The sequence below is a fragment of the Streptosporangium sp. NPDC053982 genome (genome assembly GCF_055585205.1).
In genome coordinates this window covers 275,314-293,227 of record NZ_JBVJKQ010000002.1, presented here as the reverse complement: position 1 = coordinate 293,227, position 17,914 = coordinate 275,314, and the positions used below count along the sequence as shown (strand labels likewise).

At 72.2% G+C, this 17,914-nt stretch carries 15 protein-coding genes; 10 read left to right on the top strand and 5 right to left on the bottom strand.

Translation table 11 applies throughout. From position 1 onward, the window contains the following. The first annotated feature begins 257 nt into the window (after positions 1 to 257). From ACZ6W9_RS04175 to ACZ6W9_RS04165, 3 genes are all read left to right on the top strand, one after another. A complete protein-coding gene (locus tag ACZ6W9_RS04175; RefSeq protein WP_470116695.1) occupies positions 258 to 1,694 on the top strand; it encodes an LCP family protein in 1,437 nt (478 codons plus the stop codon). Positions 1,695 to 1,826: 132 nt separating this feature from the next. After that, positions 1,827 to 4,619, top strand: a complete 2,793-nt coding sequence (locus ACZ6W9_RS04170) for a helix-turn-helix transcriptional regulator (RefSeq protein WP_389961387.1) — start codon at positions 1,827 to 1,829, stop codon at positions 4,617 to 4,619. A 95-nt stretch (positions 4,620 to 4,714) separates the two neighbouring features. Continuing rightward, on the top strand, positions 4,715 to 6,145 hold the full coding sequence (locus ACZ6W9_RS04165; protein WP_470116694.1) for a sensor histidine kinase: 1,431 nt from the start codon (positions 4,715 to 4,717) through the stop codon (positions 6,143 to 6,145). Between the two features lie 157 nt (positions 6,146 to 6,302). Here ACZ6W9_RS04165 and ACZ6W9_RS04160 read toward each other — a convergent pair whose 3' ends face one another. From ACZ6W9_RS04160 to ACZ6W9_RS04150, 3 genes are all read right to left on the bottom strand, one after another. Then, positions 6,303 to 6,671 carry an ArsR/SmtB family transcription factor gene (locus ACZ6W9_RS04160; RefSeq protein ID WP_362932658.1) on the bottom strand — a complete coding sequence of 123 codons (369 nt, stop codon included), beginning with the start codon at positions 6,669 to 6,671 and terminating at the stop codon, positions 6,303 to 6,305. Positions 6,672 to 6,944: 273 nt separating this feature from the next. Further along, complete coding sequence (locus ACZ6W9_RS04155) at positions 6,945 to 8,402, bottom strand: MFS transporter (RefSeq protein ID WP_389961392.1); 1,458 nt, start codon at positions 8,400 to 8,402, stop codon at positions 6,945 to 6,947. Between the two features lie 40 nt (positions 8,403 to 8,442). Next, positions 8,443 to 9,327 carry a hypothetical protein gene (locus ACZ6W9_RS04150; RefSeq protein WP_470116693.1) on the bottom strand — a complete coding sequence of 295 codons (885 nt, stop codon included), beginning with the start codon at positions 9,325 to 9,327 and terminating at the stop codon, positions 8,443 to 8,445. 287 nt (positions 9,328 to 9,614) lie between these two features. On the opposite strand from ACZ6W9_RS04150, the gene ACZ6W9_RS04145 reads away from it, so the two are divergent. The 5 genes from ACZ6W9_RS04145 to ACZ6W9_RS04125 all read left to right on the top strand — a co-directional run bounded on the left by ACZ6W9_RS04145 (position 9,615) and on the right by ACZ6W9_RS04125 (position 14,832). Next, positions 9,615 to 10,958 carry an LCP family protein gene (locus tag ACZ6W9_RS04145; RefSeq protein WP_389961396.1) on the top strand — a complete coding sequence of 448 codons (1,344 nt, stop codon included), beginning with the start codon at positions 9,615 to 9,617 and terminating at the stop codon, positions 10,956 to 10,958. Positions 10,959 to 11,267: 309 nt separating this feature from the next. After that, positions 11,268 to 12,335 (top strand): ABC transporter substrate-binding protein, encoded by a 1,068-nt coding sequence (locus ACZ6W9_RS04140; protein ID WP_389961398.1) that lies wholly within the window; start codon positions 11,268 to 11,270, stop codon positions 12,333 to 12,335. A 260-nt stretch (positions 12,336 to 12,595) separates the two neighbouring features. Then, complete coding sequence (locus ACZ6W9_RS04135) at positions 12,596 to 13,324, top strand: ABC transporter ATP-binding protein (protein WP_470116766.1); 729 nt, start codon at positions 12,596 to 12,598, stop codon at positions 13,322 to 13,324. Then, positions 13,314 to 14,351 (top strand): ABC transporter permease, encoded by a 1,038-nt coding sequence (locus ACZ6W9_RS04130; RefSeq protein WP_470116692.1) that lies wholly within the window; start codon positions 13,314 to 13,316, stop codon positions 14,349 to 14,351. Before ACZ6W9_RS04135 ends, ACZ6W9_RS04130 begins: the two co-directional genes overlap by 11 nt. A 4-nt stretch (positions 14,352 to 14,355) precedes the next feature. After that, entirely contained in the window at positions 14,356 to 14,832 is a 477-nt protein-coding gene (locus ACZ6W9_RS04125) for an RrF2 family transcriptional regulator (protein ID WP_389961402.1), read from the top strand. Positions 14,833 to 14,871: 39 nt separating this feature from the next. On the opposite strand, the gene ACZ6W9_RS04120 is transcribed toward ACZ6W9_RS04125, so the two are convergent. Then, the gene (locus ACZ6W9_RS04120) at positions 14,872 to 15,192 is read right to left on the bottom strand and encodes a DMT family transporter (protein WP_389961404.1); all 321 of its coding nucleotides are present in this window, start codon (positions 15,190 to 15,192) and stop codon (positions 14,872 to 14,874) included. Between the two features lie 105 nt (positions 15,193 to 15,297). On the opposite strand from ACZ6W9_RS04120, the gene ACZ6W9_RS04115 reads away from it, so the two are divergent. Together ACZ6W9_RS04115 and ACZ6W9_RS04110 are read left to right on the top strand one after the other, a co-directional pair. Beyond that, on the top strand, positions 15,298 to 16,263 hold the full coding sequence (locus tag ACZ6W9_RS04115; RefSeq protein WP_389961406.1) for an ATP-binding protein: 966 nt from the start codon (positions 15,298 to 15,300) through the stop codon (positions 16,261 to 16,263). A 71-nt stretch (positions 16,264 to 16,334) separates the two neighbouring features. Then, positions 16,335 to 16,721: an SCO5389 family protein gene (locus tag ACZ6W9_RS04110; protein ID WP_389961408.1), complete on the top strand. Its 387-nt coding sequence runs from the start codon at positions 16,335 to 16,337 to the stop codon at positions 16,719 to 16,721. On the opposite strand, the gene ACZ6W9_RS04105 is transcribed toward ACZ6W9_RS04110, so the two are convergent. After that, positions 16,718 to 17,758: an LLM class flavin-dependent oxidoreductase gene (locus ACZ6W9_RS04105; protein ID WP_470116691.1), complete on the bottom strand. Its 1,041-nt coding sequence runs from the start codon at positions 17,756 to 17,758 to the stop codon at positions 16,718 to 16,720. The genes ACZ6W9_RS04110 and ACZ6W9_RS04105 overlap by 4 nt on opposite strands. Between the last annotated feature and the right edge of the window lie 156 nt (positions 17,759 to 17,914).

Here is a 17,914-nt window from a genome sequence, read left to right as displayed (position 1 = left end):
ACCGGGCATCCCCACGGGCGGCATTCGCCCGGAACCCTCACCGGGCGCACCGGCCCGCGGAGACCGCCCTCCGGCACCCGTCCCGCCCGGGCCCACGACCAGCCGAAACGCTTAGAGCGTCATGAAAGCGTAGCTATGGGGCAAAAGGCTATATGCGCAATCCTTACTTGACTTTTACCTGGGATCAGTACACTCCCTCTGCCGGAATCCGGCCCCAGCCGAGGGCGCGCGCCCCGGCCAGTCCCCTTGGGAGTCACGTGAGCAACGGGTCGATGGACGCGCCCGCGGAGCCCCCCGCGCAGCCCGCGCCCGCGAAGCCCCCGGCGCGGGCCGTACCGCGTCGCCGCCGGTGGCTCCGGTGGACGGTGGCCGGCGGCACCGCCGTCGTGGTGGCGGTGGCCGGGACGGCGGCCGCCGCCTACGTCAAGCTGAACGGGAACGTCAAGCGGGTCGAGGTCGGAGCCGAGGAGCTGGGCCCGCGACCCGCAAAGATCGCTACCAAGGCGCTGAACGTCCTGGTGGTCGGCTCCGACCAGCGCAACGGCAAGAACGCCAAGTACGGCCCGGCCGTCGGCGAGCGGACCGACACGATCATGCTGGCGCACATCTCGCCGAAGCGGGACAACGCGATGATCATCAGCTTCCCCCGCGACTCCATGGTGCAGCTCCCCGACTGCAAGGCCACGGGGGGCCTCCAGGGTCAGCGGGCACACATCGGCATGATCAACGAATCGTTCAACTTCGGCGGGATCGGCTGCACCTGGAAGACCGTCGAGTCGCTCACCGGGATCCGCATCGACCACTTCGTGAAGGTCGACTTCACCGGCTTCAAGAGCATGGTGGACGCGGTCGGCGGCGTCGAGGTCTGCATCCCGGAGCCGATCCACGACAAGAAGGCCCTGCTCACCCTCCCCGCCGGACGGCAGCTCCTCAAGGGCGAGCAGGCCCTCGGCTACGTCCGCGTCCGCTACAGCCTCGGCGACGGTTCCGACATCGGCCGCATCCAGCGGCAGCAGATGTTCGTCGCGTCCATGGTCAAGAAGGTGATGAGCGGCGACACGCTCACGGATCCCGCCAGGCTCTTCGGCTTCCTGGACGCGGCCACGAAGTCGGTGACCACCGACTCCGGCCTCACCACGGGCGTCATCAAGGACCTGGCGACGAGCGCCAAGGGCATGGCCGCCGGGCAGATCCGCTTCGTCACCACGCCCTGGAGATACTCGGCCACCTATCCCGGCCGGGTGGAGTGGACGCAGCCGCAGAGCAAGGCGCTGTTCCAGATGGTCGCGCGGGACAGGACGCTCGCCGGCTCCGGGATCAAGGGCGGGCAGACGAAGGTCTCCCGCTCGAAGATCCAGGTCGAGGTCCGCAACGGGACGAGCCGCTCCGGCCTGGGCTCGCAGGTGGCCGTCCAGCTGGAGGAACGGGGCTACCACATCTACAAGATCGGTGACGCGCCGCGCAAGCCGTACCCGAAGACCACGATCGCGTACTCGCCGAACGGCGAGCCCGGCGTCCCCACGCTCACCCGCGACCTGCTCGTCTCGACCGGACTGGCGGTGCCCCGGGCGACCACGCCGAGGCTCATCCTGACCGTCGGCGACGACTGGAAGGGGCTCAAGCCGATCAGGAAGAACGACACGGACAGCCTGAAGGGGTTCGACGCCACCCACGACTCCTGCGCGGGCGCCTGACCTCTCCGTCCGGCCGGCGCCGCCCCCGGTACGCGCCGGGTCCGTCGTCCCGATCCGGGACCGTGGCCGCCCCGCCGGCCGGACCGCATGACACTTCACGGCCCAGCAGGGCGAATGAGTAGGGTTTCTCCCATGTTGCACGGTAGATCGGCCGAACAGTCCGTCATCGACCGGTTGCTGGCGGACGCCCGCGAGGGCCGGAGCGGCGCCCTGCTCGTCCGGGGCGAGCCCGGCATCGGCAAGACCGCGCTGCTCGACCACGCCGCCGAGACGGCCGAGGCCGCCGGGGACGCGCGGGTGATCCGCGGCACCGGGGTGGAGCCGGAGTCCGAGCTGCCGTTCGCCGGCCTGCACCTGCTGCTGCGGCCGGTGCTCGACCGGGCGGGGGCGCTGCCCGCGCAGCAGGAACGGGCGCTGCGCGCGGCGTTCGGCCTGGCCGCCGCCGAGCCCGGGGACCGGCTGCTGGTCGGCCTGGCCGTGCTCTCGCTGCTGAGCGAACTGGCCGAGGACGGCCCGCTGCTGGTGCTGGTGGACGACGCGCAGTGGCTGGACCGGGCGTCGGCCGAGGCGCTGCTGTTCACCGCGCGGCGGCTGGACGCCGAGGGGATCGCGCTGGTCCTCGCCGCCCGTGAGCCGTTCACCGCGCCGGGCGTGGCGGAGCTGACGCTCGGCGGGATCGACCCCGTCGCCGCCGCGGCGCTGCTGGGGTCGGTCGCGGGCGAGACCATCGACCCGGTCGTCCGCTACCGCGTGCTCGCCGAGGCCCGGGGCAACCCGCTCGCGCTGATCGAGCTTCCCGCCGCCCTCTCCCGGGCCGGAACCCCCGGCGTCCCGCCCGGCGACCCGGACGACGGTACGGCGCTGCCGCTCACCGAGCGGGTCCAGGACGCCTTCCTCGACCGGTTCAGGCGGCTGCCCGAGGCGACGCAGGGGCTGCTGGCGGTGGCCGCGGCCTCCGGGACCGGCGGCCTGGACGTCGTGCTGCCGGCGGCGGCCAGGTTCGGGGACCACCTGGAGGACCTGCACCCGGCGGAGAGCGCGGGGCTGGTCCGGGTCGAGGCGGGTTCCGTCGTGTTCCGCCACCCCCTGGTCCGCGCCGCCGTCTACCAGGGGATCCCGCCCAGCCTGCGGCTGGCCGTGCACCGGGCGCTGGCCGAGGCGCTCACCGGAGAGGACGACGCCGACCGGCGGGCCTGGCACCTGGCCATGGCGGCGACCGGCCCCGACGAGGAGGTGGCCGCGGAACTGGAGCGCACCGCCGCACGGGCGAGCGAGCGCAGCGGGTACGCCGCCGCGACCTCGGCCTACGACCGCGCGGCCCGGCTCAGCGCGCTGCCGGAGACACGGGCCCGGCGGCTCACGCTGGCGGCCGAGGCGGCGATCTGGGCCGGTGAGCTGGACCGGGCCGGGGCGCTCGCCGAGCAGGGCGCCCGGCAGCTCGCCGCGCTCGCCGGTGACGCCGGACGTACGGACGGAGCGGACGGCCACCACGACCCCGGAGGCCCCGGCCACGACGGCGAGGGCGATGGGGCCGGCGAGAGCGACGGGAGCGGCGGGAGCCCGGCGCTGCGGGCCCGGCTCACGCACGTCCGGGCGACGGCGGCCTTCCTGCGGGGAGCGCCGCGCGAGGCGTACGACGCGCTGCTCGACGGCGCCGCGCCGGTGGACGGCGCGCGGGCGGCCCGGATGCTGATCCAGGCGTTCCACAGCGCCTGGTACCTCGGGGAGCCCGAGGTGGCGCGCGTCACGGAGCGGCTGCGCGCGCTGACCCTGCCCCCGGGCGACCCGCTGGCCCCGGTCGCCGGTTTCGTCACGGCGGTGCTGTCGGGGCCCGATGATCTCCCCCCGCTCACCGAGGTGGTCGCCGAGGCCCGCCGGGCGGGCGCCGACAGCCCGCGCGACCTGGTCCAGGTCTGCGGGATCGGGCTGGCGGCCGGGCAGGACGCCGAGGTCGGCGAGGTCGCCAGGTCCCTGGTGGACGAGGCCCGCACCCGGGGCACCATCGGGGTGCTGCCGACGCTGCTGTTCTTCTCCGCCGAGACGGAACTGTTCCACGGGCGGCACCGCGACGCGCTGGCCGCCGCCGACGAGGGGCTGCGCATCGCCCGGGACACCGGCCAGGCGCAGTGGGCCGGCCAGCTGAGCGCCTTCCTCGCCTATCTCGCCGCGGTCGAGGGCGACGACGGGCGCTGCCACGCGCTCGTCAACGACGCCCTGGCCGACGGCGTGATCGGGACGGGCTGGACGGCCTGGGCGCTGGGCACGCTCGACCTGGGCCACGGCCGCGTGGAGGCGGCGCTCACCCGGCTCGCGCCCCTGGCGGGCGGGTACCAGGTGTCGGAGACGCGGTGCGTGCCCGACCTGGTGGAGGCGGCGGTACGGCTCGGCGACCCGGAGCGGGCGGCCGGCCCCTTCGCCCGTTACCGCGACTGGGCCCGCCGTACCGGGCGGCCCTGGGCGCACGCCCTGGTGCTGCGCTGCCGGGCCCTGCTGGAGGACTCCGAGGAGTGCTTCACCGCGGCGCTGAAGACCGGAGCGCGGCCCTTCGAGCAGGCCAGGACGGAGCTGCTCTACGGCGAGTGGCTCCGCCGTACCCGGCGCAAATCGGATGCCCGCCCGCACCTGCGGTCCGCGCTGGAGACCTTCGAGCGGCTGGAGGCCGCGCCGTGGGCCGCGCGGGCCCGCACGGAGCTGGGCGCGACCGGGTCCGCCGCGCCCGAGGCGCCCGCCCCCGGCGTGCTGGCCCGGCTCACCCCCCAGGAACTGCAGATCGTACGGCTGGCGGCCCGCGGGCTGTCCAACCGGGACATCGCCGCCCAGCTCTTCCTCAGCCCCCGCACGGTCGGATACCACCTCTACAAGGCGTATCCCAAGCTCGGCGTCGCCTCTCGGGGCGAACTGCCGGATATTGTCCTTTTCACGTAAAAAGTCGCGAAAGGTCTTCCTGCTTTACCCGCCGCCGAATGTCCGGCTCCTAGTGTTTGGTGAGTGCCCGACCGGAAGGAGACCGGAGGAGGTCCGTGACCGTTTGGCGAGGCCCGCGCTCCTTGCAGGGGAGGGCGACGCTCATCACCGTTCTGATCTTCGCCCTCGTGCTGGGGATCGGCGCGCTCGCGACGTCGACGGCCCTGCGGAACAAAGCGCTGAACGACGTGACGGACAGCGCCGCCCGGGCCGCCCGGCTGGCGGTCAGGGAGGTCCATCAGGGGGCGCCCGACGGGGTCATCCCTGCTGACACCGTCAGCCGGCTGCAAGCCGTCGACCGCGCCGGCCGGGTCGTCGCGGCCAGCCCCATGCTGGAGAGGAGGCCGCCGATCAGCCGGGTGTGGCCTGGCGCCGATGACACCCGTGTGGTGGACACCCCCTGCGTGACGGTTTCTAGATCCGGGCGGACGTGCTTCGTCGTCGTCGGCATGGAGGACAGGTCCTCCCCATACGGCGACGTCATGGTCTATGCGGCCGAGCGGAAACCGCCGCTGCTGGTCGGCCACACCCTGGAGGGCGCGCTGGCCGCCTTCTGCCTCGTGCTCCTCGGCCTGGTGGGCTGGGGCACCTGGTGGCTGGTCGGCAGGGCCCTCGAACCGGTACGGCGGATGCGCGCCGAGATGGCGGAGATCGCCGTGTCCGGCCTCAGCCGCCGGATAGCCGTGCCCACCTCCGGCAGCGAGCTGAGCACGCTCATCGAGTCGATCAACGGGACCATCGACCGGCTGGAGCACGCCAGGGAGACGGAGCGCCGCTTCGCCTCCGACGCCTCCCACGAGCTGCGCACCCCGCTGACCGGCCTGCGCACCAAGCTGGAGCTGGCGCTGGCCGCTCCGGACGCCGAGGACCCGGCGACGGCGATGCGGTCGGCGCTGAAGGACGCCGAGCGGCTCCAGGCCGTCATCGAGGACCTGCTCACACTCGCCCGCCTCGACGCCGGGGCACGGCTCGAACACCATCGCGTCGACCTGGCGGAGCTGGTCACCAGCGAGATGGAGCAGCGGCCGTCCCGGCACGAGGTGCTCCTGCGGCTGCATCCGAACGTGACCGTCCGGGGCGACCGGCTCCAGCTCTGCAGGGTCCTGACCAACCTGCTGGCCAACGCCGAACGGCACGCCGCGGGCATGATCGAGATCAACGTCTGCCGGACCGGAGAGGACGCCGTGCTGGAGGTCGTCGACGACGGCCGCGGTGTCCCGCAGGCCGACCGGGAACGGATCTTCCAGCGGTTCACCCGCCTGGACACCGCCCGCAGCCGGGAGGCGGGCGGGACGGGACTCGGCCTGTCCATCGCCAGGGACATCGCGACGGCGCACGGGGGCACGCTGTACGCGACGGACCCGCCGCGGGGAGAGGGCGCCCGGTTCGTCCTGAAGTTGCCGCTCTTCAATGACACGAAGGCGCCGTCCGGCGTCATGGAGGACGCTCCCCGACTGGGGAGACCGGACGAAGTCCGGCAAAACTAGACCAAGCCAGCGAAACCCGATGAAGGGGGCGCCATCGTACGGCGGACAGGCCGGCGGGACGGCGGGCCAGGCACGGGCCGAAGGGGGCGGCACGGCCGACGGGACGGGCGGATCAGGCACGGGCCGAAGAGGGCGGCACGGCCGGAGGGCGGGCGGGTCAGGCGTGGCGCAGGTGCTCGCGGCTGAGGTCGAGCAGCATCCGCACGTGGAGATCGGCGAGGCGGTAGTAGACCATCCGGCCCGCCCGGCGGGCGGCCACGACACCCGAGGTCCGCAGCAGCCGCAGAGCGTGCGACACGGCGGTGTCACTGACCTCCACCGTCTCGGTGAGATCGCAGACGCACAGCTCGCCGCCGTCGAGCAACGCGTACAGGAGGCGGGCCCGGGTCGGGTCGCCCAGCAGCCGGAACAGCTCGGCCAGCCGGGTGGCCTCCTCGGCGCTGAGAAGCCGGTCGCGCGTCGCCGCCACCCGGTCCGCGTCCGGCTCCCTGCCGGCGCAGGCGTCCGGGTCGGCGAGGACATCCATGAGAAAACTCCTGAACAACTGCTCAAGTGATAATGGGTATCGTACCAAGCCTTTCACCGTCTCCCCGGTTCCGCCGGCCACGGCGGGCCGGCCGGGTTCCGTCCGCGAACGGCCGAGCCCGCCGGGGTGAGGCCCGGCGGGCTCGGAAACGGCCGGATCCGGCCGCTGCGACGATCTTCGGCTGAATCCGGCCGTAGCGGCGCCCTTCGCCCCGATCAGACCATCGCGGTGCCCTTCGGCCGGATCAAGCCACCGCGGTGCCCTTCGGCCGGATCAGGCCGCCGCGGTGCTCTTGGCCGACGCGCTGCTCAGCGGCTCCGCGATCTCCTCAAGGCTCTTGCCCTCGGCCTTCACCCCGAGGAACACCTCGACCAGCCCGGCCGCGATCATCAGGACCGCGCCGATGGCGAAGGCCAGGGCCGTGTCACCCGGCCGGCCGCTCTCGACCAGGCTCGAGAAGATCAGGGGCCCGGCGACGCCGCCGACGAGGGTGCCGATCGCGTAGAAGAAGGCGATGGCCATGGCCCGGGTCTCCATCGGGAAGATCTCACTGACCGTCAGGTAGGCCGCGCTCGCCCCCGCCGAGGCGAAGAAGAGCACGACGCACCAGCAGGCGGTCAGCGTGACGGCGGTCAGCACGCCCTGGTTGAACAGCCAGGCCGTACCGAGCAGCAGCACCCCGGACCCTATGTAGGTGCCGGAGATCATGGGCACCCGGCCGACGGTGTCGAACAGGTGGCCGAGCAGCAGCGGGCCGAGGAAGTTGCCGACCGCGATGACCGCGAAGAAGTAGCCGGTGTTGGTGTCGATCTTGAAGAACGTCGACAGGATCTGGGCGTACCCGAAGGTGATGGCGTTGTAGAGGAACGCCTGCCCGATGAAGAGCGAGAAGCCGAGAACGGTGCGCTTGGGGTAGCGGGCGACCATCGTGTGCGCGATCTGGCCGAACCCGATCGACCGGCGCTGGTGGATGGTCATGGAGGAGGAGGGCTCGGAGAGGCGCTCGCCCTTCTCGGTCTCGACGCGCTCCTCGATGCCGTCGACCAGTTCCTCCGCCTCCCGGCCCCGGCCGTGGATGAACAGCCAGCGGGGGCTCTCCGGCACGTGCCGCCGGACGAGGAGGATGGCGAGGCCGAGGAACACGCCCAGGCCGAACGCGACGCGCCAGCCGATGTTGACCGGGAGGTCGTTGAGCAGGGGGACGGTCAGCAGCGCGCCGCCGGCGGCGCCGAGCCAGTAGCTGCCGTTGATGACGACGTCGATGCGGCCGCGGTGCCGGCTGGGGATCAACTCGTCGATGGCGGAGTTGATCGCCGCGTACTCTCCGCCGATGCCGAACCCGGTCAGGAAGCGGAAGAGGAAGAACCACCACGCGGAGAACGAGAAGGCGGTCGCCGCGGTGGCGACCAGGTAGACCACCATCGTGATGATGAACAGCTTCTTGCGGCCGAACTTGTCGGTGAGCCAGCCGAAGAAGAGCGCGCCCACGCAGGCGCCGGCCACGTAGAGGGCCGCCGCCGTGCCGGCGACCTGGGCCTGGGTGATCGCCAGGCCGCTTCCCTCCTTGGCGAGCTGCGCGGAGAGGTTCCCGATGATGGTCACCTCGAGCCCGTCGAGGATCCAGACGGTTCCGAGGCCGATGATGATCATCCAGTGCCATCGTGACCATGGCAGCCGGTCCAGCCGTGCGGGGACCTTCGTGGTCACCGTCCCCGTCTCAACGTCGCTCATAGCGCCACCGGCTACCCCGTGAAAAACATCTCATGCCACCCTAGACCAGCGCGAACGCCTCGGAACGGTCCGGGTCCGGCGGCGGCTCACGTGAGGACCGGTGCTCGCGGACGATGGCGACGATCCCGGCCGTGACCAGGCCCGCCGCGAAGACGACGCGCAGGCCGACCCTGGGGAACAGGGCGAGCGCGTCGAAGATCGGGTAAACGGCCGGGGACGGGGGACCGCCGTCCGTCAGGGCGGGCAGGCAGAGCGAACGGACGGCGGCCAGCCCTGCGGTCAGCGCGACCATGCTCGCGGCCAGCCCGAGCCCGGCGCCGGTGAGCGCGTCCCCGCGGTCGCCCGCGAGGATCATCCCCGCCGCCAGCGGCGGCACGGGCAGCAGCGGCAGCACCCATTTCAGCCGGACCAGCCAGCCGCAGACCGTCCGCGCGTCGTGCAGCGCCCGCACGGGGAACAGCCCGATCCGCGGGTGCAGGACGGGCAGGCGTGAGGCGCCCGCCAGCCCGGCCGCGGCCAGCTCCCGCCGGGCCATGCCGTACACCGGGGTGAGGTCCAGGTCCACCCGCTCGGGGACCGTCCGCCCGGGGCCGCCGAGCAGCGCGGAGACCGCCCGCCGGTGCGCCGCCCGGTTCAGCTCGGCCCACACGGCGGGGAAGTCTCGGCCGGTGACGACCGCGTTCACGGACCTGTGGACGAGGTCGGCGGTGGCCGGGCGGTCCATGCCGTGCAGCGGCCGGGAGAACGCGGCGGTGACGCGGTCGGCGACGGCGTCACGGACCGCGGGGTCGGCCGCCGCCGGCGCGATGTCCGCCACATAGCGGCCGGAGCCGGATATCTCGTCCGCCACCCAGAAACCGGCGAGCGCGAACGGGGTGAGCGCGCAGCCGAGCATGATCGAAAAGACGCTTATCGCTCCCCGCACCGCTCTCCCCACCGCCCGCCGGTCACCCTCGGACCGATTCCCTCACTAGCCCCTTAGCGGGAAATCCCCGAATTCATCGCGGAAAACCGTATATGTCGCTCTTTTGGCCGTGATTTGAGCGTGGTCAATTACCGGAAACGGCAGGGACCCCCCAACGAACCTTGACTCGGACTTCCCCGCGCGTCGCATCGCCTCATAGCGCATTCATCCGAAAACCGTTACTAACCTGTGACGTCTGGGGCCAACGGACAGGAGATGTTAGAGAGATGGCAGGTCAACGGGGTCGTTTGAACATTGGGCCGAGCCTGGCGATCACCTTGGGGTCGGCCGTCCTGTGGGGTCTGGCCCACCTGTGGACCGGGCGGCGCGCGGTCGGCGTCGCCCTGATGGGGACTTACGTCACCCTCGTCGGAGGGGTCGCGGTCCTCCTCCTCACCTCCCGGGACGAGCTGCTCGCCCTGATCGTCCAGCCGGCCTGGCTGTGGGCCTTCGGGCTGGCCGCACTGCTGTTCGCCGCCGCGACCGTGGCCGTGGTCGTGCGCTCCTACCAGCTCGTCCGGCCGGAGTCGCTGTCCGGCCCGGCCCGGCTGCTGTCGGCCCTCGCCGTGGGCGTGCTGTGCGCCCTGGTCATCGCCCCCATGGCGTACGCGGCCCGGCTCGCCTACGTCTCCCAGCACGTCGTGACCTCGGTCTTCGCCGCCGACAGCGCGCCGATCCCGGTGGACCCCTGGCAGGGCCGCGACCGGATCAACATCCTGCTGATCGGAGCCGACGCCGCGGCCAACCGGGTCGGGGTGCGCACCGACAGCATGACCGTGGCCAGCGTGGACACCCACACCGGCGACACCGTGCTGTTCGGCCTGCCGAGAAACCTGGAGAAGGTCCCGATGCCCCCCGGCCCGGCCCACCGGCACTTCCCCTACGGCTTCGGCGGCGAGCCGCCCTACACCCCCGGCCTGCTCAACGAGGTCTGGCAGTACGCCGAGGACCATCCCGAGGTCGTCCCGGGCGTCCCCCGGGGACACCGCGGCCCCACGCTGCTGAAGCGGACCGTCAGCGGCATCACCGGCCTGCCGGTCCACTACTACGCGATGGTCGACATGTTCGGCTTCGCCGACATCATCGACGCGATGGGCGGCGTGCGGGTCACCGTACGGGACCCCATCGTGTACGGCCGGCAGAACGAGGGACTGATCCCCGCCGGCACCCGCCGGCTGACCGGCGAGCAGGCCCTCTGGTACGGCAGGGCCCGTACCTACAGCGACGACTACGTCCGGATGGGCCGGCAGAAGTGCCTGATGAACGCCGTCGCCAAGCAGGCGAACCCGGTGACGGTCCTCCGGAGCTTCGAGAAGCTGGCCGACGCCACGATGCACGCCGTCTCCACCGACATCCCGCAGGGGATGCTGCCGAACCTGGTCGAGCTGGCGGAGAAGGTGAAGCGGTCCAAGATCCGGACCCTGCAGTTCGTCCCGCCGCTGATCAACACCGCGTACCCCGACTACGACCTGATCAAGCACAAGATCGAGGCCACCCTGACCAGGCCGGCCCCCGCCGTCGTGACGCACCGCGGAGACTCCCAGCGGTTCCGTCCGAACACCGCGACGGTCCTCGACACGGTCTGCGGCTGACCCTCCGGGGGCGTCCGGAACGGCGGGCACCGCACGGACCCCCCGGGGCCCCGTCCGAAACGGCGGGCACCGCGCGGACCCTCCGGGAGCGATCCGGGACGGCGGGCACCGCGCGGACCCGCCGTCCTCATCCATCTCGAAGCTCGCGGCACAGGACCCGCCTCGAAGCGCGCACCGCGGAACCCGTCGCGCCCGGCGCCCGCCGGAGGGGGTCGTGACCAGCTCGTGCCAATTTCCTACTTGACAGGTGGGTAGACTCGGCCTTTATATACGCATAGCCGACTTGTTTAGTAGGAATTAGGAGTGGCCATGAAGGCTCGCAGGGCTCGCGGGGTGGTGGCGGCACTGGCCGCACTGGTGCTCACGACCTTGGCGACCGCCTGCGGGGGATCGGAGACGGCGGGCACCGCGACCGCCTCCGGTGGCGGAGACAAGCTCGCCGAGGTGCGGCTCGGGTTCTTCCCCAACATCACCCACGCCACGGCGCTGGTCGGCGTGGAGAAGGGTCTCTTCGCCAGGCACCTCGGCTCGACCAAGCTCAAGACCAGCACCTTCAACGCCGGACCGGCCGCGATCGAGGCGGTCTTCTCGGGCGCGGTCGACGCCACCTACATCGGTCCCAACCCCGCCATCAACGCGTGGGCCAAGTCCAAGGGCAAGGCCATAAAGATCGTCGCCGGGGCGGCCTCGGGCGGCGTCTCGCTGGTCGTCAAGCCCGAGATCAAGAGCGTCGAGGATCTGCGGGGCAAGAAGATCGCCACCCCCCAGCTCGGCAACACCCAGGACGTCGCCCTGCGTTACTGGCTGCAGCAGAAGGGTCTGAAGGCCGACACCAAGGGCGGCGGCGACGTCAGCATCGTCCCCCAGGAGAACTCCCAGACGCTGCAGACCTTCGCCACCGGCGACATCGACGGCGCGTGGGTTCCGGAGCCGTTCGCCAGCCGGCTGGTCCTGGAGAGCAAGGGCAAGGTCCTCGTCGACGAGCGGGACCTGTGGCCGGGCAAGCAGTTCGTGATCACCCACCTCATCGTCCGCCAGGAGTTCGCCGCCGAGCACCCCGAGACGGTCCGGCAGCTCCTCGAAGGGCACGTCGAGGCCAACGCGGCGATCGAGGCCGACCCGGCCGACGCCGCGAAGACCGTGAACGCGGCCCTCGCCGAGCTGACCGGCAAACCGCTCAAGCAGGAGGTCCTGGACCGCGCCTTCGCCAACATCACCTTCACCGACGACCCCATCGCCTCCTCGCTGACCGCCAGCGCCGACCACGCGATCAAGATCGGCCTGCTCCAGCCCGTCGACCTGAACGGCATCTACGACCTGTCGGTCCTCAACCAGATCCACAAGGCCAAGGGCCGCCCGGAGATCGCCGACAGGTGAGCGCCGGGCCCGCCGTACCCGCCGAAACCACAGAACCCGCAGATCGGAAGGAGGAGGACGTGAGGACTCCGCTCGGAGAACGCGCCCGGGACGACCGGGGCGACCGGAACGGCCCGCACGCCCGGGGCGGCGGGGACGCGCCGGACGGCCGGACCGCCCCGGCCCCGGGGACCGTCCGTTCCGGGATCGCCGGAGACGCCGGAACCGCCGGAACCACCGGGGACGCCGGAGACACCGGGGACACCGGCCCCGCCGTCCGGCTGGACGGCGTCTCCAAGGTCTACGGCCAGGGCAGAAAAGGGCTGCACGCCCTGGACGACGTCACGCTCTCCGTCGCCCCGGGCGAGTTCGTCTGCCTGCTCGGCGCCTCCGGCTGCGGCAAGAGCACGCTGCTCTCCCTGGTCGCCGGGCTGGACAGCCCCACGGCCGGCCGGATCGGCACCGGCGGACGGAAGATCGCCATGATGTTCCAGGAGCCGGCCCTGTTCCCCTGGCTCACCGTCTCGGCCAACGTCGAGATGGCGCTGCGGGTCCAGGGCGTGGCCTCCCGGGAACGTCGTGAGCGGGCGACTGCGCTCCTGGAGACCGTCCATCTGGGCGGTTTCGGCGGCAAGCGCCCGCACGAGCTGTCCGGGGGCATGCGCCAGCGGGTCTCCCTGGCCCGCGCGCTCGCCCAGGACGCCGACGTCCTGCTGATGGACGAGCCGTTCGGCGCGCTGGACGCGATGACCCGCGACCTGCTCCACGACGAGCTGGAGCGGATCTGGCGGGAACGCCGGCTCAGCGTCCTGTTCGTCACCCACAACGTCCGCGAGGCCGTACGGCTCGGCGACCGCGTCGTGCTGCTCAGCAGCCGTCCGGGGCGGGTCGTCGAGCATTTCCCCATCACGCTCGAACGGCCCCGCCGTACCGACTCCGCCGAGGTGGCGGAGATCGCCGGCGCGGTGACGGGCCGGCTCCGGGAGGAGGTCATGCGTCATGGCCGCTGACACCAGGATCACCACCGGCGTCGACGACGCCGGTCACACCGCGACCGCCGCCGCGACCGCCGGGAGCCCCGGGAGCACCGCCGGCCCCGGAGACATCGGAGACAACGGGGCCGGCGGAGGCGGCGGGGTCGATGGAGCCGCCGCGGTCACCGGCGGCGCGGACGGTGTGCCCGCCGACGCCCACGCCCGGCAGCTCGCCGGACTCGACGCGCTGGAGCTGGGCGGCGAGTCGTCCGGTGGCCCGGCCGCCCGCGTCTGGGGCCGCCTGTGGCCGATGGCGCTGGCCGTGGCCATCGTGCTGGCGGTGTGGCAGAGCGTGGTGTGGGCCGGTTTCTGGCCGGAGTACGTCTTCGCCGGGCCCGCCGACGTCGCCCCGGTCCTGCTCGACCGGCTGACCAGCGGCGAGTACTGGGAGGCGATCGGGGTGACGATGCGCCGCGCGGTGACGGGCTTCGCCGTCTCGGTGGCGGTGGGGCTGGTCGTCGGCGCCCTGGTCTCCCGGGTCCGGGTGCTGCGGGCCGCCTTCGGCTCACTGATCACCGGCCTGCAGACCATGCCGTCGATCGCCTGGTTCCCACTGGCCATCCTGCTGTTCGGGCTGACCGAGAGCGCGATCACCTTCGTGGTCATCCTCGGCGCGACGCCGTCCATCGCCAACGGGCTGATCACCGGGGTGGACTACACGCCGCCCATCCTGCTGCGCGCCGGGCACGTGCTCGGCTTCCGCCGCCTGCAGCTCTACCGTCACGTGATCCTGCCGGCGTCGCTGCCGTCGTTCCTGGCCGGGCTGAAGCAGGGCTGGGCCTTCGCCTGGCGGTCGCTCATGGCCGGGGAGCTGGTGGTGATCATCGCTCACCAGTCGTCGCTGGGCGAGCGGCTGTTCTTCGACCGCGAACTCGCCGACTCGGCCGGCCTGCTCTCCACGATGATCGTGATCCTGGCCATCGGCATCGGGGTGGACCTGCTGTTCGAGACGGCCGACACCTCACTGCGCCGCCGCTGGGGCCTCGCGCGGACGAGCGCCTGACGGCATGCGCGTCTCCGCCAGGACCCAGTACGCGCTGCGGGCCGTCGCCGAGCTGGCCGCCACCGGCCCGGGGCCCGTGCCCGCGGAGAAGGTCGCCGCGGCGCAGAACATCCCGCGGAGGTTCCTGGACAACATCCTGTTGCAACTGCGCCGCGCCGGTCTGATCCACAGCCAGCGCGGCCCCGACGGCGGCTACTGGCTGGCCCGGCCCCCCGAGGAGATCACCCTGGCCGATGTGATCATGGTGATCGAGGGCCGGCCCGAGCACTTCAGGAACGACGACTACCCCGGCGTCGCCCGGCCCATCGCGCACGTCTGGAGCGTGCTGCGCGAGCACGAGGAGACCCTGCTCTCCGAGATCACCATCGCCCACATCACCCGGAACACCGTCCCCGGCGGCCGCGCGGAACCGGCGGCCGGGTCTCGCGAGCCGACCGTCCCGTGGGCCGGGGATCCCGCCGGGGGTCCCGCGAACCGGTGACCCGGTCTCCCGGCCGGCCCGCCGGACCGGCCGCGCGGCTCAGTGGAAGACCTTCAGGCCGACGACCCCGGCGACGACCAGCAGCAGGCAGGCGATCCTCGCCAGGGACGCGGAGTCGCCGAGCCACACCATGCCGGCGACCGCCGTGCCGACCGCGCCGATCCCGACCCACACGGCGTAGGCCGTACCGACCGGGATCGACTTCAGCGCGTACCCCAGCCCGGCCATGCTCAGCACCAGCGTGATCGCGAAGATGACGCTGGGCACCGGCCTGGAGAACCCGTCCGACCGGTCCAGGGCCACCGCCCACGCGGTCTCCATCAGACCCGACAACACCAGCAACACCCATGCGAACGTCATCTGGCCGAGCCTCTCACAGTGTTTCCGCCCCCGCTCACCCACCCTCCGTGGCATGATGATCCAGCGGAGTGAAACGGTTTTCATAATCATGATTGGACGGTCGACGTGAGGGTGGCATTCGTCGGTAAGGGCGGCAGCGGCAAGACGACCCTGTCGGCGCTGTTCGCGAGATACGTCGCCGCCAGGGGCGGGCCCGTCGTGGCGATCGACGCCGACATCAACCAGCACCTCGGCATGGCGCTCGGGATGCCGCAGGACGCGCTGCCACGCCCGATGGGCGCGCACCTGACCGAGATCAAGGAGTACCTCCGCGGCGACAACCCGCTCATCTCCTCCGCCGCGGCGATGGTCAAGACCACCCCGCCCGGCCGCGGGTCGCGGCTGCTGCACCCGGGGGAGCCCGACGACCCCGTGCACACCCGCTTCTCGGCCATCACACCCGACGGGCCGCGCCTGATGGTCACCGGCCCGTTCGAGGAGACCGACCTGGGGGTTGCCTGCTACCACTCCAAGGTCGGCGCGGTGGAGCTGTACCTCAACCACCTCGTCGACGGCGCCGGCGAATACGTCGTGGTCGACATGACCGCCGGGGCCGACTCCTTCGCCTCCGGGTTGTTCACCCGTTTCGACCTGACGTTCCTGGTGGCCGAACCCACCCGGCAGGGGGTGGGCGTCTACCGCCAGTACCGCGACTACGCCGCCGACTTCGACGTGCCGGTCGCGGTGGTCGGCAACAAGATCCACGGACCGTCCGACGTCGCGTTCCTGCGCGAGCACGTGGGCGACGACCTGCTGGTGTGCCTGGAGCACTCCGCGGCGGTCCGGGCCATGGAGCAGGGCCGTCCGTTCACCCTCGGCGAGCTGGAACCGGCCGGCATGAAGGCGCTCGGCACGCTTCTCGCACGCCTGGACGCCCAGGAGAAGGACTGGTGGAAGTTCGGGCAGCAGGCGGTCGAGTTCCACCTGCGCAACGCCAGGGCCTGGGCGAACCGGGCGACCGGCGAGGACCTGGCCGCCCAGGTCGACCCCGGGTTCGTCTTCGGACCCACACGAGTGTCGCTCCCACGCTAGGTGGAGCGGCAGACAAGCCGACCTAGTGTCGGAAAACGTCCCCTTTGCGATCCGCGAGAGGAGAACGCAGCATGTCGCTGACCGTTTCGAAAGATCTTCTCGACCAGGCCAGGACCGGCGAGGTCGACGACGAGGCGTTCGTCGCCTGCGTCCGAGACTCCCTGCCCTACGCCTGGTCGGTGATCACCGAGCTGGTCGAGAGGCGTGAACGCACCGGCGCCGAATTCGCCGACAACACCGTTCCACCGCCGGACGAGCAGGCCCGCGGTCAGCTCCTGCGCTGCCTGGCCAGCGACTCCATGCGCGGCGCCCTGGAGCGCCACTTCGGCATGAGGCTCGCCTTCCAGAACTGCCACCGGGTCGCGGTCTTCGACCCGGCGGCCACCGGCGCCCTCGCCGAGTTCGTCACCGCGAGGTCCCAGATCCTCAACCAGTCACCCGAACTCGTCGACTGCTAAAGGTCCCTGACCTCGGGGAGCACCTGCTCCCCGAGCCGCCGGATGTTGTCGAGGGTGCGGGCGTGGTCGCCCGCACCCTCGACCATGAGGATCAGGTGCCGCAACCCGGTGGCCGCGGCGGTACGCGCGATCATCTCGACGCAGCGTCCCGGCGAGCCGACCGGGTGCGTGTCGCACAGGAAGTCCACGTACGCCCCGATGTCACGCCGCGGACCGGGCCGGCCGTCCACCGCCACGTGACCGGCCAGCCCCGGCCCCAGCCACCCGGGCATGGCCTCCCTGAGCTCCCGTACGGCCCGCTCGGTGGTGTCGGCCACGTACCCGACGGCCGCCCCCACGTGCCCGGGATCCCCGCCGCCGTCCCGGCCTCCGGCCCCCGGACCATCGTCCCCGTTCTCCGCGGCCAGGCCCTCGCTCGCCGTACGGTAGGAACCGATCATCGCGGCCCGCTCGGCGTCGCCGACGTGCATCCCCAGCAGCATCGGCAGTCCCCGCTCCGCGGCGAGCGCGACGGTCGCCGCGGAGGTGCACGCCACCACCGGCCGCAGCCGCGCGGGCGGGACCACCGGCACCGGACGGAACCGGAAGAACTCCCCCTCCGCCGAGACCGTCCCCCCGCCCAGGGCCGCGCACAGCAGGTCCAGCGACTCGCCGAACCCCCGCTCGAACCGCGCGAGCCCCGTGCCGAACACCTCCAGGTCCACCCACGGGCCGCCCCGCCCCACCCCGAGCGTGAACCGCCCGCCCGAGACCCGGTCGAGGATCGCCGCCTGCTCGGCCAGGTCCACCGGGTGCCGGGTCGACAGCACGCTCACCGCCGTCCCCACCCCGATCCGGGACGTACGGCCCAGCGCCACCCCGGCCAGGGTGGCCGCCGACGGGCACACGCCGTACGACATGAAGTGGTGCTCGGCGATCCACGCGTCGTCGAAACCGGCCTCCTCGGCGACGGCGACCGCCTCCACCGTGTCCCGCAGCACCTCTCCCGCGTCCCGTCCGGGAAAGCCCGCCGCGATCAGAAAGACGCCCATCCGCATGCCGCCCACTGTGGATCAGCGGACCCGCCCGGGAAAGACCAGACCACCGTTACCTCTGGTCCCCGGAGGCCGGTGACGAGATCGTCGTTCACCCGGGCACGAGCCGGACGGCGTGGCACGATCTCCTGTACGTCCACACCGAAGGCGCTTCCCTCG

Coding starts and splice junctions, on each gene's coding strand:
- ACZ6W9_RS04170 (WP_389961387.1), top strand. CDS start 1,827: ATGTTGCACGGTAGATCGGCCGAACAGTCCGTCATCGACCGGTTGCTG.
- ACZ6W9_RS04160 (WP_362932658.1), bottom strand. CDS start 6,671: ATGGATGTCCTCGCCGACCCGGACGCCTGCGCCGGCAGGGAGCCGGAC.
- ACZ6W9_RS04155 (WP_389961392.1), bottom strand. CDS start 8,402: ATGAGCGACGTTGAGACGGGGACGGTGACCACGAAGGTCCCCGCACGG.
- ACZ6W9_RS04140 (WP_389961398.1), top strand. CDS start 11,268: ATGAAGGCTCGCAGGGCTCGCGGGGTGGTGGCGGCACTGGCCGCACTG.
- ACZ6W9_RS04130 (WP_470116692.1), top strand. CDS start 13,314: ATGGCCGCTGACACCAGGATCACCACCGGCGTCGACGACGCCGGTCAC.
- ACZ6W9_RS04125 (WP_389961402.1), top strand. CDS start 14,356: ATGCGCGTCTCCGCCAGGACCCAGTACGCGCTGCGGGCCGTCGCCGAG.
- ACZ6W9_RS04120 (WP_389961404.1), bottom strand. CDS start 15,192: ATGACGTTCGCATGGGTGTTGCTGGTGTTGTCGGGTCTGATGGAGACC.
- ACZ6W9_RS04110 (WP_389961408.1), top strand. CDS start 16,335: ATGTCGCTGACCGTTTCGAAAGATCTTCTCGACCAGGCCAGGACCGGC.
- ACZ6W9_RS04105 (WP_470116691.1), bottom strand. CDS start 17,758: ATGCGGATGGGCGTCTTTCTGATCGCGGCGGGCTTTCCCGGACGGGAC.